This window comes from Pseudarthrobacter sp. Hb11 (assembly GCF_059383655.1).
Map to the genome: position 1 here is coordinate 103012 of NZ_JBWZCM010000002.1, position 22256 is coordinate 125267.

Annotated in this window: 23 protein-coding genes and 1 riboswitch; of the genes, 16 read left to right on the forward strand and 7 right to left on the reverse strand. The window is 64.8% G+C overall.

Annotated features, from left to right (window positions below; translation table 11 throughout):
* Positions 1 to 5 precede the first annotated feature (5 nt).
* The 5 genes from AC50X7_RS04240 to AC50X7_RS04260 form a co-directional block, all read right to left on the reverse strand.
* Positions 6 to 881, reverse strand: a complete 876-nt coding sequence (locus AC50X7_RS04240; protein WP_494977901.1) for a metal ABC transporter permease — start codon at positions 879 to 881, stop codon at positions 6 to 8.
* A complete protein-coding gene (locus AC50X7_RS04245; RefSeq protein ID WP_494977902.1) occupies positions 881 to 1696 on the reverse strand; it encodes a metal ABC transporter ATP-binding protein in 816 nt (271 codons plus the stop codon). Before AC50X7_RS04245 ends, AC50X7_RS04240 begins: the two co-directional genes overlap by 1 nt.
* Complete coding sequence (locus AC50X7_RS04250) at positions 1693 to 2679, reverse strand: metal ABC transporter solute-binding protein, Zn/Mn family (protein WP_494977903.1); 987 nt, start codon at positions 2677 to 2679, stop codon at positions 1693 to 1695. Before AC50X7_RS04250 ends, AC50X7_RS04245 begins: the two co-directional genes overlap by 4 nt.
* Before the next feature lie 155 nt (positions 2680 to 2834).
* Positions 2835 to 3905: a hemolysin family protein gene (locus tag AC50X7_RS04255; RefSeq protein ID WP_307094582.1), complete on the reverse strand. Its 1071-nt coding sequence runs from the start codon at positions 3903 to 3905 to the stop codon at positions 2835 to 2837.
* The gene (locus AC50X7_RS04260) at positions 3902 to 5239 is read right to left on the reverse strand and encodes a hemolysin family protein (RefSeq protein WP_494977904.1); all 1338 of its coding nucleotides are present in this window, start codon (positions 5237 to 5239) and stop codon (positions 3902 to 3904) included. The genes AC50X7_RS04255 and AC50X7_RS04260 overlap by 4 nt, the downstream gene beginning before the upstream one ends.
* A 536-nt stretch (positions 5240 to 5775) precedes the next feature.
* Between AC50X7_RS04260 and AC50X7_RS04265 the strand changes: the two genes are divergently transcribed.
* From AC50X7_RS04265 to AC50X7_RS04285, 5 genes are all read left to right on the forward strand, one after another.
* Positions 5776 to 9582 carry a multifunctional oxoglutarate decarboxylase/oxoglutarate dehydrogenase thiamine pyrophosphate-binding subunit/dihydrolipoyllysine-residue succinyltransferase subunit gene (locus AC50X7_RS04265; RefSeq protein ID WP_494977905.1) on the forward strand — a complete coding sequence of 1269 codons (3807 nt, stop codon included), beginning with the start codon at positions 5776 to 5778 and terminating at the stop codon, positions 9580 to 9582.
* Positions 9583 to 9722: 140 nt separating this feature from the next.
* Positions 9723 to 10322, forward strand: coding sequence for a GDSL-type esterase/lipase family protein (locus tag AC50X7_RS04270; protein ID WP_494977906.1), 600 nt, complete (start codon positions 9723 to 9725; stop codon positions 10320 to 10322).
* A gap of 86 nt (positions 10323 to 10408) precedes the next feature.
* Positions 10409 to 11236, forward strand: a complete 828-nt coding sequence (locus tag AC50X7_RS04275) for a DUF4097 family beta strand repeat-containing protein (protein WP_494977907.1) — start codon at positions 10409 to 10411, stop codon at positions 11234 to 11236.
* Positions 11236 to 11853, forward strand: coding sequence for a PadR family transcriptional regulator (locus AC50X7_RS04280; RefSeq protein WP_494977908.1), 618 nt, complete (start codon positions 11236 to 11238; stop codon positions 11851 to 11853). Before AC50X7_RS04275 ends, AC50X7_RS04280 begins: the two co-directional genes overlap by 1 nt.
* Positions 11854 to 11978: 125 nt before the next feature.
* Entirely contained in the window at positions 11979 to 12053 is a 75-nt protein-coding gene (locus AC50X7_RS04285) for a 50S ribosomal protein bL37 (protein WP_369299106.1), read from the forward strand.
* Positions 12054 to 12168: 115 nt separating this feature from the next.
* Here AC50X7_RS04285 and rsrA read toward each other — a convergent pair whose 3' ends face one another.
* On the reverse strand, positions 12169 to 12429 hold the full coding sequence (rsrA, locus tag AC50X7_RS04290; RefSeq protein WP_307094576.1) for a mycothiol system anti-sigma-R factor: 261 nt from the start codon (positions 12427 to 12429) through the stop codon (positions 12169 to 12171).
* The gene (locus tag AC50X7_RS04295; protein ID WP_494978241.1) at positions 12426 to 13271 is read right to left on the reverse strand and encodes a sigma-70 family RNA polymerase sigma factor; all 846 of its coding nucleotides are present in this window, start codon (positions 13269 to 13271) and stop codon (positions 12426 to 12428) included. The genes rsrA and AC50X7_RS04295 overlap by 4 nt, the downstream gene beginning before the upstream one ends.
* Positions 13272 to 13476: 205 nt before the next feature.
* On the opposite strand from AC50X7_RS04295, the gene AC50X7_RS04300 reads away from it, so the two are divergent.
* The 11 genes from AC50X7_RS04300 to AC50X7_RS04350 all read left to right on the forward strand — a co-directional run bounded on the left by AC50X7_RS04300 (position 13477) and on the right by AC50X7_RS04350 (position 22256).
* Complete coding sequence (locus AC50X7_RS04300) at positions 13477 to 14025, forward strand: DoxX family protein (RefSeq protein ID WP_494977909.1); 549 nt, start codon at positions 13477 to 13479, stop codon at positions 14023 to 14025.
* Between the two features lie 7 nt (positions 14026 to 14032).
* Complete coding sequence (gene aroA / locus AC50X7_RS04305; RefSeq protein WP_494977910.1) at positions 14033 to 15424, forward strand: 3-phosphoshikimate 1-carboxyvinyltransferase; 1392 nt, start codon at positions 14033 to 14035, stop codon at positions 15422 to 15424.
* A complete protein-coding gene (gene rsgA / locus AC50X7_RS04310; RefSeq protein WP_494977911.1) occupies positions 15408 to 16523 on the forward strand; it encodes a ribosome small subunit-dependent GTPase A in 1116 nt (371 codons plus the stop codon). Before aroA ends, rsgA begins: the two co-directional genes overlap by 17 nt.
* 48 nt (positions 16524 to 16571) lie before the next feature.
* A complete protein-coding gene (hisN, locus tag AC50X7_RS04315; protein ID WP_494977912.1) occupies positions 16572 to 17384 on the forward strand; it encodes a histidinol-phosphatase in 813 nt (270 codons plus the stop codon).
* 156 nt (positions 17385 to 17540) lie between these two features.
* A riboswitch (SAM riboswitch) is annotated at positions 17541 to 17654 on the forward strand.
* A 35-nt stretch (positions 17655 to 17689) separates the two neighbouring features.
* Entirely contained in the window at positions 17690 to 19129 is a 1440-nt protein-coding gene (locus AC50X7_RS04320) for an aminotransferase class V-fold PLP-dependent enzyme (RefSeq protein ID WP_494977913.1), read from the forward strand.
* A 132-nt stretch (positions 19130 to 19261) separates the two neighbouring features.
* On the forward strand, positions 19262 to 20020 hold the full coding sequence (locus AC50X7_RS04325; RefSeq protein WP_494977914.1) for a class I SAM-dependent methyltransferase: 759 nt from the start codon (positions 19262 to 19264) through the stop codon (positions 20018 to 20020).
* 31 nt (positions 20021 to 20051) lie between these two features.
* Positions 20052 to 20765 carry a metal-dependent transcriptional regulator gene (locus tag AC50X7_RS04330; protein ID WP_494977915.1) on the forward strand — a complete coding sequence of 238 codons (714 nt, stop codon included), beginning with the start codon at positions 20052 to 20054 and terminating at the stop codon, positions 20763 to 20765.
* Positions 20766 to 21197, forward strand: coding sequence for a fluoride efflux transporter FluC (locus AC50X7_RS04335; protein WP_494977916.1), 432 nt, complete (start codon positions 20766 to 20768; stop codon positions 21195 to 21197). It abuts the gene before it with no gap.
* A complete protein-coding gene (locus AC50X7_RS04340) occupies positions 21197 to 21616 on the forward strand; it encodes a fluoride efflux transporter FluC (RefSeq protein WP_494977917.1) in 420 nt (139 codons plus the stop codon). Before AC50X7_RS04335 ends, AC50X7_RS04340 begins: the two co-directional genes overlap by 1 nt.
* Before the next feature lie 44 nt (positions 21617 to 21660).
* Complete coding sequence (locus AC50X7_RS04345; RefSeq protein WP_494977918.1) at positions 21661 to 22029, forward strand: hypothetical protein; 369 nt, start codon at positions 21661 to 21663, stop codon at positions 22027 to 22029.
* A 92-nt stretch (positions 22030 to 22121) separates the two neighbouring features.
* Positions 22122 to 22256 (forward strand): hypothetical protein, encoded by a 135-nt coding sequence (locus AC50X7_RS04350; protein WP_255707894.1) that lies wholly within the window; start codon positions 22122 to 22124, stop codon positions 22254 to 22256.

Sequence of the window (22256 nt, forward strand, 5' to 3'; positions counted from 1 at the left end):
CGCGATCAGTGGGCCTGCAGCACCCGCCCGTTGATGCCCCGGGACGACCGGATGGATCCGATAACGCGGCACACCACGTAGATCAGGAATGACAACGTGGTGACGTAAGGGCTGATGGGGATGCGGCCGCCAAGGGCCAGCAGGATTCCGCCGACGGTCGCCGTCACGGCGAAGACAACACTCAGCACCACCACTGTCACCGGGGAGGAAGTCACCCGGAGGGCTGCAGCAGCCGGTGTGATCAGCAGTGCGAGCACCAGGAGGGCTCCCACCACCTGGATGGAAAGAGCCACGCTGATGCCCAGCAGGACCATAAAAACGATGGCGAGCGTCCGGACGGGCACACCGCGTGCCTCGGCCAGTTCCGGATCCACACTGGCAAAATTCAGTGGCCGCCAGATGGCCGCCAGGACAACCATTACCACCACGGCGGTTCCGGCCAGCGCCTGAAGCTGGACGGTACCAACTGACACGATCTGCCCGGTCAGCAGGCCGAACTTGTTCGCAGCTCGTCCCTCGTACAAGGACAGGAACAGGATTCCGAGGCCCAGGCCGAACGGCATAATCACGCCGATGATTGAGTTCTTGTCCCTCGCCCGCACCCCCATCAGGCCCAGGAGCAGTGCAGCCGCCACGGAGCCGATGAGCGAACCAAAAACGATATCGGCCCCAATGAGCAGGGCAAAGGCGGCACCGGCGAAGGACAGTTCCGATATTCCGTGGACCGCAAATGCCAGGTCGCGTTTCATCACAAACGTGCCCACCAGCCCGCCGAGCAGTCCCAGGACGGCTCCTGCCCAGATCGAGTTCTGGACAAGGACCAGCAACTCTCCGTAGTTTTCGAAGCTGAAGATCGCCCCGATGATGCTGTCGGCGTCCATCAGGCCACCTCTCCGGCGAGGGCATGGGCTTCCGCGTGATGATGCGTGGTGGCATCCGGCAGGCCCACCACCACGATGCGGCCGTTGGCGTGGATGACCTCGACATGGCTGCCGTAGAGGTCTGAAAGGACTTCCGTGGTCATCACTTCCTGCGGCGTGCCGACCTTGAACCGGCCGCCCGCCAGGTAAAGCACCCGGTCCACGTAATCGATTACGGGGTTGATCTCGTGGGTAACAAACACCACAGCACTGTTCTGCTCGTGGCATTGCTTGTTGATCAGCGCGCTGACTGCCTGCTGGTGGTGCAGGTCAAGGGAGAGCAACGGTTCGTCGCACAGCAGGACCTTGGGGTCGCTGGCAAGGGCCTGCGCCACGCGGAGCCGCTGTTGTTCGCCGCCGGAGAGCTGTCCCACCGGAACCTTGGCATAGTCGGTTGCGCCCACCAGTTCGAGGAGATCGTCAATCCTGCGGTTCGCTTTGCCTGACGACATACGGAGTCCCCAGCGGTGGCCGTCCACGCCCAAGCCCACGAGGTCGCGGGCGCGCATGGGCGTATCGCGCGCGAAGGATTTTTGCTGCGGGATGTAGCCGATCAGGCTGCTGCCGCGCTCAACCGGGTGCCCGCCGAGCGTGGCCTTTCCGCTGTGCAGGTCCTGCAGACCCAGCAGGACCTTCAGGAAGCTGGTTTTGCCGCTGCCGTTGGGCCCGAGCACGGCAAAGAACTCACCGGGCCTGATCTCCAGGTCCAGATCCTCCCAGAGCGTCCGCTTACCGAATGCGAGGGACGCCCCGGTGAGGCTGACCACGGGTTTCAACTATTTGTCTCCAGAACTTTGCTGACGTTGTTCACATTGTCCGTCATCCACTGCACGTAGGTCTTGCCCTCGGGCAGCGTTTCACTGAAATCGACCACCGGCACGCCCGCCGTTTCGGCAGCCTTCTTCAGCGCTTCGGTCTGCGGGCCCTCGGTCTGGCCGTTGTAGGCGAGGAACCGCACCGACTTGGAGGCCACCAGGTCGGTTGCAGCCTTGAGGATGGCCGGCGGAACGTCGGTGCCTTCCTCGATCGCAGCAGTGTAGTCCTTAGGCGTAGCGTTCTCCAGGCCCGCGTCTTCCAGCAGGTACACCGGTACCGGCTCCGTCACAGCAACGGGCGCGCCGGCCGCTCCGGCCTTCAGGCCTCCGAGTTTCCCGGTCAGTTCTTCCAGCTCGGCCTTAAAGGCAGCAGCGTTTGCATCGAAGGCAGCTGCGGAGGCAGGTTCCAGCTCACCGAGCTTTGCTGCCATGTTATCGGCCAGCCGCCCCATGGCAGCCAGGCTGTACCAGACGTGCTCGTTGAGCTCCCCGTGGTTGTGTGCGTGGTCATCCTTTGCCACTGACTCCGCAGGTGTTGCCCCGGCCGAGGCTTCCTCTTCGGGGTGCGCCATGCCGGAAAGTTCGACGGCGTTCAGCACGTTGGCCGCGTCGATGCTGCTGTCCTCCGCCAAGGTATGGAGGAAATCGTCGTACCCGCCGCCATTCTCGATGACCAGATCGGCCTTGGACACGAGGAGCCGGTCCTGGGCAGTGGCTTCGTAGGAGTGCGGATCCTGGCTGGTCTTGGTGATGATGGCAGAAACGCTGACTTTGTCCCCGCCGATTGTCTCTGCGACGTCACCGTAGACGTTGGTGGAGGCCACCACGTTGATCCTGTCGGCCGCCTCGGTTGAAGCTTCGGGCTGGGGGCTGCACCCGGCGAGCAGCAGGCCAAGCCCGGCAAGGGCTGCCAGGGATGTTCGGGCAGCGGAAAGACGGCGCACGGAAACCTCGGTTCAAACGGGAGCGGAAAAGAACCACTCCAGCTTATACCTAAATAGGAATGATTCCTATTTAGGTATAAGGAAGCAAGTGCCCGGGGCTCCGCGAGAGGCGGTTGGCAGGGAGCCCCGCACCCGCTTGCGGGGCTCCCGGAAGTTCAGCTGCCGTTTGCCTGGCCCAGCCTCCGGACGCCTGTGGCCTGCGTGGCGTCACGGATCTCACCCACAAGCTGCTCGATCACGTCTTCCAGGAAAAGGACGCCCTTTGTCTTGCCATCGGGGCCGATGACCCGCGCCAGGTGCGAACCGGTGCGCTGCATTACCGACATTGCTTTTTCGATCTCGTCATCCAAAGCCAGGTTCGCAAGTGACCTGATCCTGCTCTCGGCAATCGCGTGCCCGTAACCGGCCTCGGGAATGGACAGGACGTCCTTCACGTGGAGGTAGCCGTAGAGCATGTCATCGTCGTCGAGCATCGGGAAGCGTGAGAACCCGGTGCGGCTCACGGCCTTCTCAAACTCCACCGGCGTAGTAGCCGCTTTCAGCATGACCAGCTTTTCCAGCGGCACCATAATGTCCGCGGCACTGTACTCCGAGAATTCGAGCGCGCCGGTGATCAGCCCCGCATCGTCATCCACGAGGCCGTGGCGGGTGGACTCCTGCACGATCGACTGCACCTCCTCAAGGGTGAAGGAGGAGTTCACCTCATCCTTGGGCTCGATGCGGAGCATCTTAAGGATGTGGTTCGCCGACCAGTTAAGGACAGAGATGACGGGGTGGACCAGCCGGGCAACGAACATCAGCGGCGGGGCGAGCAGGAGCGCGGCCTTGTCTGCGACGCTTACCGAGATGTTCTTCGGCACCATCTCGCCGAAGGTCACGTGCAGGAACGTCACCACCATCAGGGCGACGGCGAAGGCTGCCACGTCGGCAACTTCCATCGGCAGGCCCAAAGTCTCCAGCGGCACGGCCAGCAGGTGGTGGATGGCAGGTTCTGCCACCAGCAGGATCAGGAGGGAGCAGACCGTGATGCCAAGCTGCGCGCACGCCAGCATCAGCGAAACGTTCTCCATGGCACGGAGCGTGGTTTGCGCCCGCTTGTTACCGGCTTCAGCCAACGGCTCGATCTGGCTGCGCCGGGCGGACATCACCGCGAACTCCGCGCCAACAAAGAAAGCGTTGCCGAACAGGAGGACAACCAGCCACAGTATTCCGGCCCAGTCGCTCATCGTTCAGCCCCGTCTTCGTTGTTGCCGGACTCGGGCTCGGGCTCCGCGGGCCGGAAACAGATCCGGTCGATGCGCCTGCCATCCATCCTGGTGACACTCAGCGTTCCGCCGCCAACGGGGACGGTGTCGCCCACCATGGCGATCCGGCCAAGTTCGCTCATGACATAGCCGCCCACTGTTTCGTAGGCCGCCTCATCGGGAACGGTCAGGCCGGAAATCTGTTCGGACAGTTCGTCCGGGCGGAGCAGTCCAGGGAAGTACCAGTCGCCGGATGCGCTCTGCAGCAGGCCGGGACGGACCTTGTCATGCTCGTCGGACACCTCGCCCACGATCTCCTCGACCAGGTCCTCGAGGGTGGCGATGCCCGCTGTCCCGCCATATTCATCCAGGACAACCGCGAGCTGCAGGTTCCCCTCACGGAGTTCCGCCAGCAGGGCATCAAGGTGGATGGTCTCCGGGACCCGCAGCACCTCGGTCATGATGGCACCGGCTTCCAGGTTCTGCCGGCGCTCCCAGGGAACAGCCACCGCCTTCTTGACGTGGACCAGCCCCCGGATGTCATCGGCTGATTCGCCGATGACCGGGAAACGTGAGTACCCGGTCCGGCGTGCGGCAGCGAGGATGTCAGAAACGGGCTGGTCCGCTTCGATCGTCTCCACCCGGATACGCGGCGTCATCACATCGGCCGCTGTCCGGGCCGAGAAGTTCAGCGTCCGCGCCACAAAGTTGGCTGTGCCGGCGTCGAGGGTTCCCATTTCCGCCGAGCGCCGCACAAGCGACGAGAGTTCGGCCGGGGTCCTGGCGCCCGAAATCTCTTCCTTCGCCTCGAGCCCGAAGACATTCAGCACCTTGTTGGAAAAGCCGTTGAGCACCACGATGGCGGGTTTGAACACGGCAGTGAACATCAGTTGCGGCCGGGCCAATGCGCGGCCCACCGGGAAGGACAGGGCGATGGCCATGTTCTTTGGCACCAGTTCGCCCAGGAGCATCGACAGCAGGGTTGCGATAACCATTGCCAGGACCAGCGAAATGGAGGCCACCGCCACGTCGGGAAGTCCGACGGCGGCCAACGGGGCTTCCAAAAGCCTGCCCACGGATGGCTCCATCACGTAACCGGTCAGCAGAGTGGTCAGCGTGATGCCCAGCTGGCAGCTTGAGAGCTGCGTTGAAAGGGACTTCAGGCACTTCAGCAAGGGGACCGCACCGGCGTCACCGTCGTCGATGGCCCTTTGGACGGTGGCCTGGTCAAGGGCAATAAGGGAAAACTCGACGGCGACAAAAAAGCCCGTGCCGGCGATCAGCAGCAAACCTGCTGCGAGGAGAAGCCATTCCATTCAGCATCCCGCCTGGGCAGCGGTGGCTGCGTGGACGGGCACTGGAGATGGGAAGCGACGCCAGGACTGTCGGTCCGGCGGAGGATGGTCGGCCGATGCCGACGCAGTTTCCTTGGCAGCTCCTGCCGGCTGTGCCAGCGATTGGTGATGGGCGCGTGTTCGGGGTTTGCCGGCTCTGCGGGTGGACTGCGCGGAGCTCTGTACGCTCCGCTGGCAGCCCCCAGGCCGGCACCTAGATTTACTGTCCATAAGAGTTTCAGTCTACAGGGAGCCGGGCGCCCCACCGCGCCTTCCGCAACAGCCGCCAGGGCGGCCTCTAGTGCTCCGAAAACCCTGATTTCCGTCGTTCCCCGCCGCCACATTCCGGCCTTTCCACGTCACTTCATGATTTGGGTCACCCTTATTGGCAGTTACCACACGATGCTTACTAGACTGGCATTGGTCTGGGTTCAGAGGACGCAGAGACCGGTTGAATCGTAGTGCTGAAGCACCGTGGGCCGGAGAGAAATCAAACTCATGGAAGAGGCGTATTTCAAGTGCCAGAGCAGCCTAGCCACCGTCTACCAGAGGAATTTGGCGGAAACGAGTGGCTCGTTGACGAACTGTACGAGCAGTACCAAAAGGACAAAAACGCCGTGGATGCCAAGTGGTGGCCGCTGTTTGAGTCCTTCGGCGCGGCCGGCAGTTCTTCTTCCAACGGAAACTCGGGGCATGCAGCTGCCCACCCTGCCACCCGGGAAATGCCTGTTGTGAATGCGGCTCCTGCGGCACCGGCCACGCCTCCCGCCCCGCCGTCGGCACCGCCCGCCTCTGCTGCACCTGCTGCCGCCCCGGCGCCGGCCCCTGCCAAGAAGGCTCCTGCCACTGTGGCACGTGACGGTTCCAAGAAGACTGAATCCGGCACGGGCTCGCAGCCCATCCCGGCGCAGTTGCCCAAGAACGTCAAGGCCCCCACGGCCCCGGAAGAGGACGTTGTCTCAATCCTCCGCGGACCGGCGAAGGCCATTGCCACCAACATGGTCACCAGCCTCGAGGTGCCCACCGCCACCAGCGTCCGGGCCATTCCGGCCAAGCTGCTGATCGACAACCGCGTTGTCATCAACTCCAACCTCGCCCGCGCCCGTGGCGGCAAGGTCTCCTTCACGCACCTGATCGGCTACGCGGTCATCCGCGCTCTCTCCCAGTTCCCTTCCATGAACGTGTACTACGACGAAGTGGACGGCAAGCCCGTTGCCGTCCAGCCGGCGCACGTTAACTTCGGCATCGCCATTGACATGCCGAAGCCCGACGGAACCCGCCTGCTGATGGTGCCGAACATCAAGAAAGCCGAGACCCTCAACTTCTCCGAGTTCTGGCACACCTACGAGGACCTCATCAAGCGCGCCCGCAACGGCAAGCTGACCGCTGATGACCACCAGGGCACCACCGTCTCGCTGACCAACCCGGGCGGCATTGGTACCGTGCACTCCGTGCCGCGCCTTTCCAAGGGCCAGGCGGCCATCATTGGCGTCGGCGCGCTCGACTACCCTGCCGAGTTCCAGGGTGCCAGCGAGAAAATCATCGCCCAGAACGCCATCAGCAAGGTCCTCACCCTGACCTCCACCTACGATCACCGTGTAATCCAGGGGGCCGGCAGCGGCGAGTTCCTGAAGCTGGTCCACCAGCTGCTGCTCGGTGCGCAGAACTTCTACGACGAGATCTTTGAGTCCCTGCGCATCCCGTACGAGCCCGTACGGTGGAGCGCCGACAAGCAGGTGGACCCGGCCGACGAAATCAACAAGGTCGCCCGGATCCAGCAGCTGATCCACTCCTACCGTGTCCGCGGACACCTGATGGCGGATACCGATCCCCTCGAATACGTCCAGCGCAAGCACCCGGACCTCGACGTCCTCACCTACGGCCTGACGCTCTGGGACCTGGACCGCGAGTGGCCCACCGGCGGTTTCGGCGGCAAGCCGATGCTCAAATTCCGCGACATCCTCGGCGTCCTGCGCGATGCCTACTGCCGCACCACCGGCATCGAGTACATGCACATCCAGGAGCCGGAGGAACGCAAGTGGTTCCAGGACCAGCTGGAGCACCCATACTCCAAGCCCAGCCGTGAAGAGCAGCTCCGCATCGTCTCCAAGCTGAACGCAGCCGAGGCATTTGAGACCTTCCTGCAGACCAAGTTCGTGGGCCAGAAGCGCTTCTCCCTCGAAGGTGGAGAGTCGCTGATTCCGCTGCTGGACGCCATCATGTCCGACGCCGCCGACGACGGCCTGGACGAGGTAGCCATCGGCATGGCCCACCGCGGCCGCCTGAACGTGCTCACCAACATCGCCGGCAAGACCTACGCGCAGGTGTTCCGCGAATTCGAGGGCACGCAGGATCCGCGCTCAGTCCAGGGATCCGGTGACGTCAAGTACCACCTGGGCACAGAGGGAACCTTCACCTCCGACAACGGCAAGGAGACCAAGGTTTACCTGGCCGCCAACCCGTCCCACCTTGAAGCTGTCGACCCGGTCCTCGAGGGCATCGTCCGCGCTAAGCAGGACCGCCTGGACCAGGGCCAGTCGTTCCCTGTCCTGCCCATCGTCGTCCACGGCGACGCCGCTTTCGCCGGCCAGGGCGTGGTTGCCGAAACCCTCAACCTGTCCCAGCTCCGCGGCTACCGCACCGGCGGCACCATCCACATCGTGGTCAACAACCAGGTAGGCTTCACCACCGCTCCGTCATCGTCGCGGTCCTCCACGTACTCCACCGACGTTGCCAAGATGATCCAGGCACCGGTGTTCCACGTGAACGGCGATGATCCCGAGGCTGTGGTCCGCATCGGCCAGCTCGCCTATGAGTTCCGCCAGCGGTTCCACAAGGACGTTGTGATCGACATGGTCTGCTACCGCCGCCGCGGGCACAACGAGGGCGATGATCCCTCGATGACCCAGCCGCTGATGTACAACCTGATCGAAGCCAAGCGTTCAGTCCGCAAGCTCTACACCGAGTCGCTTATTGGCCGCGGTGACATTACCGAGGAAGAAGCCGAGCAGCTGCTCCGCGACTACCAGGAGCGGCTGGAGCGGGTCTTCGCGGAGACCCATGCGGCGCAGACGTCCCCGATTCCGATCATCACGGCGGATTCGGCAGCTGTGTCCGACATTGAGCGGCCCATCGCCCAGCAGTCCGACTCCAGCACGAACTCCCCCGTGTCCACTGCCATCTCCGCGGACACGCTGGCCCGGATTGGCAAAGCTCACCTGGAGATTCCGGAGGGCTTCACCGTCCACGCGAAGCTCAAGCAGCTGCTGGAGAAGCGCGAACAGATGTCCCGCGAAGGCGGCATCGACTGGGGCTTCGGCGAGATCGCGGCCTTCGGTTCGCTCATCATGGAAGGCGTCCCGGTACGCCTGGCTGGCCAGGATTCACGCCGCGGCACGTTCGTGCAGCGCCACGCCGTCTTCCACGACCGCGCCAACGGCAAGGAATGGCTGCCGCTGGGCAACCTTGCCGATGACCAGGCCAAGCTGTGGATCTACGATTCACTGCTGTCCGAATACGCAGCCATGGGCTTCGAATACGGCTACTCCGTGGAACGCCCCGATGCGCTCGTCCTCTGGGAAGCCCAGTTCGGCGACTTCGTCAACGGTGCCCAGACCATCATTGATGAGTTCATCTCCTCCGCCGAGCAGAAGTGGGGCCAGCGGTCCTCGCTGGTACTGATGCTTCCGCACGGCTACGAGGGCCAGGGCCCGGACCACTCCTCCGCACGGATCGAACGCTTCCTGCAGATGTGCGCCGAGGAAAACATGATCGTGGCCAATCCCACCACGGCGGCCTCGCACTTCCACCTGCTGCGCCGCCAGGCCTACAGCCGGCCGCGGAAGCCGTTGATCATCTTCACGCCCAAGCAGCTGCTGCGCCTCAAGGGCGCCGCGTCGTCGGTGGAGGACTTTACCAACGGCACGTTCCGGCCTGTCATCAGCGACCATGAGCAGCTGGCCGCAGACGCCGTCGAACGCGTTCTGCTGGTCTCCGGCCGCCTCTACTACGATCTCCTGTCCACCCGGCAGAAGACCGATGACAAGACGACGGCGATCGTCCGGGTGGAGCAGCTTTACCCGCTGCCCGCCGCCGAGATCGCTGCCGAGCTGGCCAAGTACCCGAACGCCGAGGTTGTCTGGGCGCAGGATGAGCCCGCCAACCAGGGACCGTGGCCGTTCATTGGCCTGAACCTGCCGGACGCCCTTGACCGGCGCGTCCGCCTGGTGTCGCGTCCGGCCTCGGCCTCCACGGCCGCCGGCTCCATGAAGCGCCACGCCGCGGAACAGGATGCCCTCCTGAAGCAGGCATTCGCGCGGAAGTAATCAGTAAGGCTGCCCGGCCGGACGTCGAAATACCGACTCCGGCCGGGCAGTTCTGTTTAATGGGATGAACAGCACCGGCCCGATCCCCCTGAGTGGTCCGGGTGGCGGCAGGCAGTCAGCACCGAAGTTAAGAGGAACGTGTGGAAGACAGGAAGCTGCGTATCGCAGCTGTAGGCGATGAACTGCTGGCCGGACTCGGTGATCCCCGGGCACTCGGCTGGCTGGGCCGCGTTTTGGCCCGCACTCCCCAGGACGGCATGCTCCTGGAGAGCTACGCCCTCCCCTGCCCGCAGGAAGGAACGGAAGGCCTGGCTGCCCGCTGGATGGGCGAGGCCAGCCGCCGGTTCAGCGACCAGGCCGAGAACCGCCTGGTCATAGGCCTCTCCGGCCGGGACATCGAGTTCGGGCTTTCCACTGCCCGCAGCCGGCTCAATCTGGCCAACATCCTGGACTCGGCATCGCAGAACCGGCTTGGAGTTTTTGTGGTGGGCCCGCCGCCCACCCTGGACCCGGCACAGAACCGCCGCCTCGACGAGCTGAACACCGCCTTTGCTGACGTCACCACCCGCCGCAAGCATCTTTATGTGGATACTTTCTCACCCCTCCTGAACCACGAACAGTGGCGGCAGGACCTGGCAGCAAACGGCGGGACGCCCGGGCAGGCCGGATATGGACTCATGGCCTGGCTGGTACTGCACCGAGGATGGTTCCAATGGCTGGGGATGGCCGTCCCCGAATAGGAGAGCGGTTCGCGATATATCTTGACCTGAGCGTTGCCCCGGCGGTACGTTGGGTGCATCACGCGATATATCGTCTTGGAGGACCAATGGCTGATCAGAACTGGGATGTCACGAGCGCACAAACCATCGACGTCGACTCGGTGACGTCCCTGAAGCTGGGCATGGTGCGCGGCCGCTTCGACGTGGTGGCGCATCATGACCCGGTCACCCGGATAGAGATTTCCGAGGTCCAGGGCGACCCCGTGTCCGTTTCGCTGGAAGACGGCCGGCTCGAGGTCCGTCATCAGCTGCACGGGCCGCAGGGCTGGTTCAAAAACCTCATGGGAACGGTCAACCACAACAGCGAAAACTACGCCGTCATCAGCATCGCTGTTCCGGCCACGGTTGAAGTTGAGGCAGGCACCGTCAGCGGTGACGGCCTTGTTTCAGGGATGGCCGGCCGCACGCGCCTGAACACTGGTTCCGGTTCCGTGATGTCCGACGGCACCGATGGTGAACTGCACGTGAACACTGTCAGTGGCGAGGTAAGCGCCCGCAATCACAGCGGCGTCCTCACAGCCAAGACTGTTTCCGGCGAGGTCACGGCATCCGGAAATTTCAGCCACATCCGGGCCAACACGGTCAGCGGCGGCATGAGTTTCGACCTGCTGGGCTACACCCAGGATTTCGGAGCCAATTCGGTATCCGGCGACCTCACCATCCGGATCCCCCACGACGTCGGCGTGGACCTCGTTGCCAAATCTGCCAATGGGACGGTGGTCATCGACCACCAGAAATACCATGTGCCGGGCGGCAAGGTGGAGACCATTGCCGGTCCGGACGCGAAACTCATGCTGGTCAGGACCAATTCAGTGTCAGGCACCACGTCCATCATCCACAGCGCAGCGTCCGGGAACGCGGAAGAACAGCCCTGATGCCCGCCGTCTTCGCCCACGGCGCCCTGCGGCTCTACCTGCTGTCCCTGCTGGAGTCGGGCCCGAAGCATGGCTACGAACTCATCAAGGCGCTCAAGGAACGCTTTGGCGGCACCTACTCCCCCAGCGCCGGCACCATCTACCCCCGGCTCGGAAAACTCGAGGAGGAGGGGCTGGTGGCCACGGAATCGGCCGGGCGCCGGACCAACTACCGCATCACGCCTGCCGGGCTGGCAGAGCTGAACCTGCGCCGCGAAGAACTTGCCGCGGTGGAGAACGAGATCTCCGCCTCTGTTCGGCGGCTGGCAGACAACCTTCGTGAGGACATCCGCAGCAACATGCGCGGGCTGCGGGCTGACCTCGCGGCAACGGCGGAGGCGGCACGGGCCGCCGCCGGTTCTGTCGATTTCACCACCGCCGCCGGCAGGTCGGCCCCCGAGGGCAAACGTTCGCTGAAAGAAGCCGAGGCGATGCTCCAGGCATTCCGCGACGACCTTCGCGCCGAGTTGCGCCTGCAGGCGGGCAACCAGCCGCTGAGCCCCGTGGCCCTGGAAACCCTTCGGACGGTCCTGGAACAGGCCCGCATCGCGGTCCGCAACTCCCTCCTCGAAAAATAGCTTCCCCGCCCGAAGGCGCGGATTGAACCGCAGGTCACGCGGCGGTTCCCGGTTCGCGGGCCGCCACATCATGTGGGAGACTTGAGGGCAGCTCTTTTTGAGTACCAACAGTAAGGAGGCCAGCTATGAGCAAGCGTGCACGCAAGCGTCGTGACCGTAAGCGTGGCGGCGCGAACCACGGGAAGCGCCCCAACACCTAGGCAAATGCCAGGTACTACGGTTCACAGCAAAGGACCCCGGAAGCCACTCGGCTTCCGGGGTCCTTTGTGTTGAGGCAGGGAATCGCTGCCCTGGCCTGGCTGCTGGACGGCTGACCTAGGCGTCCACCGGCCGGATCGAATGGATCCGGTCCAATATGGCGTTCTTCAGATTATCGGGAGCAGCTTCGGTGCAGGAGCGCTTGACCATGTTGCGGATCACGCACTCAAGGTCGTACTGCTCCGTGCATTCCGGGCAGTCATCAAGGTGGGTCTTGATTTCCGTGATGTCCTCACGGGTTAAGGCGCCGTCCAGATACTCATAGATGCGTTGCATCCGGGTATCGTCGCAGTCGCCCAATCCCTGGCAGTCGCTCATTTCCTGTTCTCCTGTTGTGTGCTTTCCGCCGCGTCCTGTGGAGGTGCGGCCGTTTTGAATCCCCGCTCGGCGGCGTACTCCCCGAGCATGTCCCGCAACATTCTCCGGCCGCGGTGGAGCCGGGACATCACTGTGCCGATAGGCGTGTTCATGATGTCTGAAATTTCCTTGTACGCGAAGCCTTCGACGTCCGCGAAGTACACCGCAAGGCGGAATTCCTCCGGAATGTCCTGGAGCGCGCGCTTGACGTCCGAATCGGGCAGGTGATCCAGCGCCTCTGCCTCGGCGGAACGAAGCCCCCTGGAGGTGTGCGACTCGGCCCGCGCAAGCTGCCAGTCCTCGATGGTGTCCGAGTTGGACTGAAGCGGCTCGCGCTGCCGTTTGCGGTAAAGATTGATATAGGTGTTCGTCAGAATGCGGTACAGCCAGGCCTTGAGGTTGGTTCCCGGCTTGTACTGGTGAAACGCGGAGAAGGCCTTGGTGTAGGCCTCCTGGACGAGGTCCTCGGCGTCGGCAGGGTTCCGGGCCATGCGCATGGCGGCAGAATACAGCTGATCGACATACTGCATAGCGTCACGCTCGAACCGGGCACGGCGCTCCTCCGTCGATTCCGTGGAAACATTGACCACCTCTTCAGTGGTTTCCGCGTCAGGCTGCTGTGGCTCTGCCGTTTGATCTGCAGGCCCGGGCCGTGCGTCAGCGCTGCTTTTGGCTTCGCTTTGGGAAGCCTCATACATGGCCGAAACGGCCGGATCCAAGGTGCTCATTGCCTTCAAGTCTACTGTCAGGCTCCGCGCCCGCGGCGAGCCATACTCGGGGGGTTCGGCCTCCAAGGAGTCCATTGCCACCGGGCCTGCTGCCTCAATTCCGTCCAACACCCGCCTCAAGGGCCAACTCCGCTCTGTTGTCCGGTGCTTTGTCTTTGGGCCCGGCTCTCGCGGACCCAGCATCCATAACCTCAGCCCTTGGGCAAATATTCCCCAAAAGTGCAAGACTAGAACGGACTTCGCCGCACCCGACGCGGTTCGTCCATCCAGGAGGAAATCCATGTCCTTTGTCCGCACACTCGCACGGCCCATGCTGGCTTCCAGTTTTGTTCTTGCCGGAATGGATAAGCTCAAGAACGCCGACGACACCGCCCAACAACTGTCGCCGCTGCTGAGCAAGGCCACGGCGGCGCTGCCGTTCCGTACTGACGAGAAGACGCTGGCAAGGGTTATCGGCGGAACACAGGTGGGCGCAGGCGTCCTCTTTGGGCTGGGGAAGTTTTCCAGGCTTTCAGCCAGCGTGCTGACCGTCATTTCCCTTCTCAACACCTTCGTTGAATGGCGCAGTGCGGACATCAGCAGCAAGGAAGGGCGCGGGAACCGCCGCAACCAGCTGCTGAAGAACCTTTCGCTGAGCGGCGGGGCGTTGCTCGCTTCCGTCGACACGGCTGGCAAGCCGGGACTGGCCTGGCGCGCCGAGCACCTGGCCGCAGACGCCCGGAAGGGTGCCGCGCACCTTGCCGCGGACGCCAGGAAGACCACCAACAAGAAGCTGTACAAAGCCGATAAGGCCGTACGCCGCGCCGTCGAACAGGCCACGGGGGCATAAGCAGGACATGACCGCAGCAGCCGCCGCCACCCAGAACCACTCCGGAACGTCCCTCCCCCACTGGCCAGCCCCCTTCGCGTCCCGGCCCGTCGATGCCACTGTTACAGTGCCCGGGTCAAAGTCGCTGACCAACCGGTACCTGGTGCTCGCAGCGCTGGCCGACGGCCCGTCGCGCCTGCGTGCGCCGCTGCATTCCAGGGATTCGGCACTGATGATCGATGCGCTCCGCCAGCTCGGCGCCACCATCACGGAGGTCCCGGGGGACGGCGCGTTCGGTCCGGACCTGGAGGTGGTCCCGCTCGCGGCACACGCGGCGGCGTCCTCCACCAGGATCGACTGCGGCCTTGCCGGTACCGTGATGCGGTTCGTTCCGCCGCTGGCGGCGCTGCGCAACGGTGCCAGCGTGTTCGACGGCGACCCGCACGCCCGCAACCGGCCCATGGGCACCATTATCGAAGCCCTCAAGGCGCTGGGAGTGGCTGTTTCCGCCGAAGACGGCAGCGCGCCGTCGTCGTTGCCGTTTGTCGTGGAAGGCACCGGGGAGGTACCGGGCGGCCACCTGGTCATCGATGCCAGCGCCTCCTCGCAGTTTGTTTCGGCGCTGCTCCTCGTGGGAGCAAGGTTCACCGAAGGCCTTCATCTGGAGCACGTCGGGAAACCGGTGCCGAGCCTTGACCACATCAACATGACCGTGGCTGTCCTGCGGGGCGCCGGGGTTGTGGTTGATGATTCGGTTCCCAACCACTGGGTTGTTTCCCCGGGGCCAATCCGCGCATTCGACCAGCGGATCGAGCAGGACCTGTCCAACGCCGGGCCGTTCCTTGCTGCTGCCCTGGCGTCCTGCGGAACGGTCCGGATTCCGGGCTGGCCGGAGCAGACGCAGCAGGTGGGAGACCTGTGGCGGACGATTCTTGCCGAGATGGGCGCTGAGGTCACTCTCCGTGATGGTGTCCTGACCGTTACGGGCGGACCCGAAATCAAGGGCGCCGACTTCGCGGACACCAGCGAGCTTGCCCCCACCGTCGCCGCGCTGTGTGCCCTGGCCAGCGGACCCTCCCGGCTCAGCGGCATCGCGCACCTGCGCGGCCACGAGACTGACAGGCTGGCTGCACTGGTCACCGAGATCAACCGCCTCGGCGGGGATGCCGAGGAGACCAGCGACGGCCTGGTGATCCGGCCCGCCAAGCTGCACGCCGGCGTCGTCCGCAGTTACGCCGACCACCGCATGGCGACGGCGGGAGCCATCCTTGGCCTGGCCGTGGACGGGGTGCAGGTGGAGGACATTGCCACCACCGCGAAAACCATGCCGGACTTCCCCCGGCTGTGGGAAGACATGCTGGCCCAGGCCGGCCCCTCGGATGCCGGCGCGGAAGGTTCCACCGGTGGCGCGCAGCACTGATTCCTGGGACGAATCGGATGTCCGCATCCGGCCCAGCAAAAAGGGCTCCCGCCCGCGCACCAAGGACCGGCCCAGCCACGACGACGCTGTAACCGGACGCATCATCACCGTCGACCGCGGCAGGTACACGGCAGTGGTGGGTGAGGACTCCGGCAACGAACGCGTGGTCATCGCCGCGAGGGCACGCGAACTTCGCCGCAACCCTGTAGTGGCCGGAGATTTCGTCTCCCTGGTAGGCGATGTATCAGGCGAACCGGACACCCTCGCCCGGCTGGTCAAGATCCAGGACCGCCGGACCCTGCTGCGCCGCAGCGCTGACGACACGGATCCGGTGGAGCGGGCCGTGGTTGCCAACGCAGACCAGCTGGTGATTGTGGTGGCCGCCGCCAACCCCGAACCACGCACGGGCTTCATCGACCGCGCCCTGGTGGCAGCGTATGACGCCGGGATCGAGCCGATCCTGCTGGTCACCAAGGCGGACGTCAAGGATCCGGCGGAGCTGCTGTCCAACTACACACACCTCGACTTCCCCGTGATCATCAGCCGGACAGCCGATTCCAGCGCATCCGGCATCGATGCCCGCTCTGATGACGGCCTGTCCGCCCGTCTCGACAGCAATGCCGTGGCCGAGCTCCGGGGGTACCTGGATGAAAAAGTGACTGTCATGCTGGGGCATTCAGGCGTAGGCAAGTCGACGATGGTGAATGCGCTGACCGGGGCTGAACGGGCCACCGGCGGCGTCAATGCCGTGACAGGGCGCGGGCGCCACACGTCGTCGTCGGCGCTGGCGCTAAGGCTGGCGGACGCTCCTGTGGGCAGCTGGATTATCGATACCCCGGGTATCCGCTCCTTCGGCCTGGCTCACGTGGATCCTGACCGGATCCTGCGCTCCTTCCCGGACCTCTCCCCCGGCATCGATGACTGCGAACGCGGCTGCAAGCACACCGCCACCGCCGTGAACTGTGGGCTGGACGCGTGGGTGGGCGGCGGCCATGCGGGTGCCACCGGGGAAGCACGGCTGGCCTCGCTGCGCCGCCTGTTGGGCACCGACCCGCGCCTGGAGGTGCAGGAGACAAAGGAACTGGGCAGCGTCAACTGACGGTGCCGATCTCCCAGCAGATCAGCGTGCAGGCGGTAGTTTGGAACCATGATCCAACCTGCTTCAAGCTACAACGATGACCTGCGCCTGGCCCACGTCCTGGCAGATTCCGTGGATGACCAGACCATGAGCCGCTTCAAGGCACAGGACCTCAAGGTGGAGACCAAGCCTGACCTCACGCCGGTCACCGACGCGGACAAGGCCGCAGAAGAAGCCATCCGCGGCCAGTTGTCCCGTTCCCGTCCGCGTGATGCCGTGCTCGGGGAAGAGTTCGGCAGCACCGGCCACGGGTCCCGCCGCTGGATCATCGACCCCATTGACGGCACCAAGAATTTCGTCCGCGGCGTCCCCGTCTGGGCCACCCTGATTGCCCTGGTGGATGAGGGCGAGCCCGTTGTTGGGGTGGTGAGCGCACCCGCCCTGGGCAAGCGCTGGTGGGCGGCCAAGGGCATGGGAGCCTACATGGGCCGGTCGCTGGCTGCAGCCACCCGGCTCCGTGTCTCCAACGTCGCCAGCCTGTCCGACGCTTCGCTGTCCTACTCCAGCCTGGGCGGCTGGAAGGAACGCGGCAACCTGGACAACTTCCTGGGCCTCACCGAGGACGTGTGGCGGACCCGGGCGTATGGCGATTTCTGGTCCTACTGCATGGTGGCGGAAGGCTCCGTGGACATTGCCTGCGAACCTGAACTCAACCTATACGACATGGCGGCACTGGTGCCGATTGTGGTGGAAGCGGGCGGCCGCTTCACCTCGCTGGAAGGCGAAGACGGGCCGTTCGGCGGCAACGCGCTGGCCACTAATTCCATCCTGCACTCAGAGGTGCTCCGCCGGTTGAACCCGGACCTGGACGATCTTCTCTAACACCTTCATCGAAGAATCAGCGGCGGGCACCTCCAAAAGGAGGGGCCTGCCGTCGTTTCTTCGGCGAAGCAGCACTTTTCGGCAAGTTCGTAACAAAGGGCTTAACATTCGGGCCGGCTTCAAACCTTCCTGCCTTATGTCCTACGCTCTTAAGCAGGTCACGAGTGCCAGCGCGAAACCCCGGTTTGCTGGCCGGCAACCCTCCAACCGCGGTGGGGTGCCCCGGGTGACGACCAGGCCGGTCCGGAACGGATGCGGCAAGCGCGGATTCCCGGTACAGGGAGTCCTTTCGAAGTGAGGTCTCTGTGACTACTGCCACCGTCTCCCCCAACGCCGCCGCCCAGATTGAAACAGTCCAGCCTGACGCCGCTGCCCCCTTTGATGCCCGCCGCGCCGTCGCCGGCCGGCCGCTTGCGGCTGTCACCGGCGCTGAAATCCAGGCACCGCTGATCTCCGGCGGCCACGTCCGGTATGCGAACCTCGACTACGGCGCCTCCGCTCCAGCCCTCTCCGTGGTCTCGGCCTACCTCAACGAGATCCTGCCGTTCTACGCGAGCGTCCACCGCGGGGCTGGCTACGCGTCCCAGATCAGCACGTCCGTCTACGAGAACGCCCGGAACATCGTCCGGGAGTTCGTGGGCGGCCGCCCGGACGATTCCGTGATCTTCACCCGGAACACCACTGACTCCCTCAACCTGCTGGCAGGCTGCCTGCCCGCAACAGACGGACGGCCCGGCGGGGACGTCCTGTACCTCGACATCGAACACCACGCGAACCTGCTGCCGTGGCAGGGCGTCCCCCACCGCAGCATCGTTGCCGCCGACACCATCGCCGGCACCATCGAGTCCATCCGCGCCGAGCTGGAACAGGGAGGCGTGAGCCTGCTGGCCGTCACCGGGGCGTCCAACGTCACCGGCGAGATCCTGCCCATCCGGGCCCTGGCCACGCTCGCTCACGAACACGGCGCACGCATTGTGGTGGACGCAGCCCAGCTGGCGCCGCACCGCCGCATCAACATCGCCGCGGACGGCGTGGACTACCTCGCTTTCTCCGGCCACAAGCTGTACGCACCGTTCGGCGCCGGTGTGCTGGTGGGCCGCCCGGACTGGCTCGACGCCGGAACGCCCCATCTCGCCGGCGGCGGCGCCGTCAAGGAGGCAAGGCTCGACGGCGTCAGCTGGGCCACCGGCCCGGCCCGCCACGAGGGTGGCTCCCCCAATGTCCTTGGCGCAGCCACCCTGGCACGCGCCACGCAGGTGATCGCCGGGCTGGACCTGGACCGGTGGCATGCCCATGAGTCGGCCATTCGTTCCTTCCTGGTGGAGGGCCTGCAGAAGATCGACGGCGTGACCGTCCACCAGATCTTCAAGGACACCAACCCGGATACGGACACCATCGGCGTGGTCAACTTCTCCGTGGAAGGCTATGACGCCGGACTGGTAGCCGCGTACCTGTCCGCCGAGCACGGCGTTGGCCTGCGTGACGGCCGTTTCTGCGCGCACCCGCTGCTGAAGCGGCTCGGGCTCCCTTCCGGTTCCCTCCGTGCCAGCTTTGGAGTCGGTTCGCGCCTTGAGGACGCAGAACGGCTTCTTACGGGCATCGAGTCGCTGCGCCGCTTCGGCCTGGGGTGGGACTATGTGGTGGACGCAGGACGCTGGGTTCCCGCCAATGACACGCGGACCTATCCGCACTGGGCACCCAACACGCCGGGAACTGCCGGGGCTGCCCCCTGCACCGATGACTGACTGCTGCCGACACCGTCCTGCCGCTCCTGCCGTCCTGACACTGCCTGCTTTTCCTGCCTGCTGATCCTGCCTCTACGGCGCGTGCGGTAAATTCGAAGGATACCCAAGGGCATCAGACGAAGGAGGCCACAGGTGGTACGGGGTGGCCCCAAACTTGATCACGGACGGCGCCGGGAGCTCGGCCAGAGCTTCCAGGACGGCGGCCGGCACTACCAGCAGGTCCGTCCGGGCTATCCGGACGAAGCAGCTCAATGGCTGGTGCCCCCGGGCGCCCATGATGCGCTCGACGCCGGGGCCGGCACCGGTAAGTTCACCGAACTTCTGCTGGACAGGGGCCTGTCGGTCACTGCCCTCGATCCCTCTGCGGACATGCTCGAACAGTTACGGGCGCACTATCCCGCTGCCACGGCGATCCAAGCCACCGCGGAGGCGACGGGCCTGCCCGCGTCGGCCTTCGACGTCGTCAGCGTTGCCCAGGCCTGGCACTGGTGCGACGCCCTCGCGGCGAGCACCGAACTTGCGCGCGTCCTCCGTCCGGCCGGGACGCTGGGCCTGATCTGGAACCAGCTGGACACATCAATTCCCTGGGTCCACCGGCTCTCCCGGATCATGCACGCCGGCGACGTGTACAAGCCCGGCTTCCGGCCGCACGTAGGACCCGAGTTCAAGGGGCTCGAGGGCCACGTCACCCATTGGCAGGACCGCGTCACCACCACCGACCTGGTGGAGCTCACCAAGTCGCGGAGTTATTATCTGCGAGCCGGTGAAACCACCCGGGCGAAGGTGCTGGCCAACCTGGACTGGTACCTCCACGACCACCTGGGCCACAGCCTGGATGAAGAGCTCCAACTGCCCTACCTGACGCTCACGTGGCGGGCCTTCAAAGCATGACGGAGAACGGGCAAAGGGTAGGCTTGGGGCTGTGAAGACCAGCGCGCCCTCCTCCTCCATTGAGGATTACGTCAAGGTCATCTACTCCTTCACGGAATGGCAGGACAAGCCCATCACGTCCTCCCAGCTGGCGCAGCGCCTGGGAGTCGCCAATTCCTCGGTGTCCGAGATGGTCCGCAAGCTGAAGGACCAGGGCCTCGTTGACCATAAGCCCTACAGCGCCATCACGCTGACCGACGCCGGTGTCCGGCTGGCCCTTTCCATGGTGCGGCGGCACCGCCTGATCGAGACCTACCTTGTCCAGCAACTGGGCTACAGCTGGGACGAGGTCCATGATGAAGCCGAACTGCTGGAGCACGCCGTCTCGGACACGTTTATTGAGCGTGTGGCGGCCATACTCGGAAACCCGCAGCGTGATCCGCACGGCGATCCCATCCCCACCGCCGATGGGAAAGTGCTGATGCCCCGCGCGCACCTGATGGGCGAGCTGGACCAGGGGCACACCGGCAGGATCACCCGGATCAGCGACGAGAACCCGGACCTGCTCAGGTACCTTTCCGCGGAGGAGATTGACCTCGACGCCGAGGTGGAGGTGGTGGGCCGCAAACCGTTCGGCGGCGCGCTGGTGGTGCGGATCAGGAATTCGGGCAGGACCCGGGACTACGATCTCGCGGATGAGATCACCTCTGCCCTGTGGGTGCACAGCGACCAGCCACATCCGGGCTGCCTGCTTGGGGACAGCTGAATGAAACCAGCCGGCATGCCGGCGGGACGCACCTGGCTTGCTGTTGCCGCCGGAGGCCTCCTCGGCACCGAAATGCGGTACGGTCTGGGGCTCGTGTTTCCGGATGTTCCGGGATCGGTGCCGTGGGCCACGCTGTGGATCAACATTGGCGGCAGCTTCGTCCTGGCAGCGTTGACAACCATATGGATGGCCCGGCCCCAGACCGCCTTCTGGCTGCGGGCCGGGCTCGGGCCGGGACTGCTGGGGTCCTTCACAACGTTCTCTGCCGTGGTGTTTTCGGTGGACCAGTTGGCCCGGGCCGGGGAGCACTTGGTGTGGGTGGCCTACCTGGTGCTGTCGTTGCTTCTTGGGTTGGCCGCGGCCGGATTGGGGTGGCGGTTCGGCAAGGTGGTGGCCGGGGTTTTTGGTCCCGGCGCGGGTAGCACGCCGTGATGACTGCTGCTCTGGTGGGCCTGTTCGGCGTCGCCGGCGCTCTTCTTCGTTTCGCCGTGGACAGCTGGTTTGCCCATCACGCGTCCATCCGGACGGCACGCCCGGTCATCGGTTCCTCAGGCGGTTCCGGGGTCAAGGCGAGGCTGCACTGGCCCTGGGCCACGCTGCTGGTGAACGCCGCAGGGTGCTTCATTATCGGCGTCACCCACGCCATCACCGTAAAGCTGGGGCTGGCCGCGGAATGGCAGACCGCACTGGCCACCGGGCTGGCGGGCGGACTGACGACCTTCAGCTCGTGGACCACGGCGACAGTGCGGTTGCTGAGTGAAGCGCGGTTCGGCTCCGCGGTGTTGAATGTGGCCGCCAACCTGGTCCTCGGCTTGGGGGCTGCCGCTGCCGGGATTGCCCTGGCTGTCTGACCCGGTGGGGGGCGATTTGGCGGGCTCCCGTATCGTGGATGGTGATGATTAGCAGACGCGACGCGGCCATTGCCCTTGATGTACCGATGGAAATGGCCCAGCGCCACGGCCTTCCGAAGTGGATGACCGAGGCCGAACTCGGTGAGATCCTGGACAACCCGCCGCCCTGGCTGGTCCAGTCCCGCGCCAACCGCACCGGCAAGCGGCCCGTCTGGGTCCATCTCGAGTGCGCGGTCTGCGGCTACGAGGAAGCAGCGCGCCCCAAGAAGTGGTGGCCGGACTTTACGTACGTGGTGTGCGGCCACCACGATCCCGAGGACGTTCCGCGCGTGCGCGAGGGTTACGTCCGCAGCGAGTTCGACGGCGTCGGCACGCGTTTTGTAGGCATCGCGGACGTGCCTGTTCCGGACTGACCGCGCGCCATTTCCGGCCATTACATTGGGGGCCGAAAAGGCGTATTTTACGAAGAGGGACAAAGCTTGTCCCCTGTTGTAAGGAGCGCGCCATGCCGGACAAGACACCCCATCAGAACCTGGCAAAGAAGCCGGTCAAGACCATCAAGGAAAAACGCGCCGAGAAGAAGTCGAAGAACCCTGAAGGTGCCCAGGACCCGGTGGCGCACTTGAAGAAACGCCGGTAG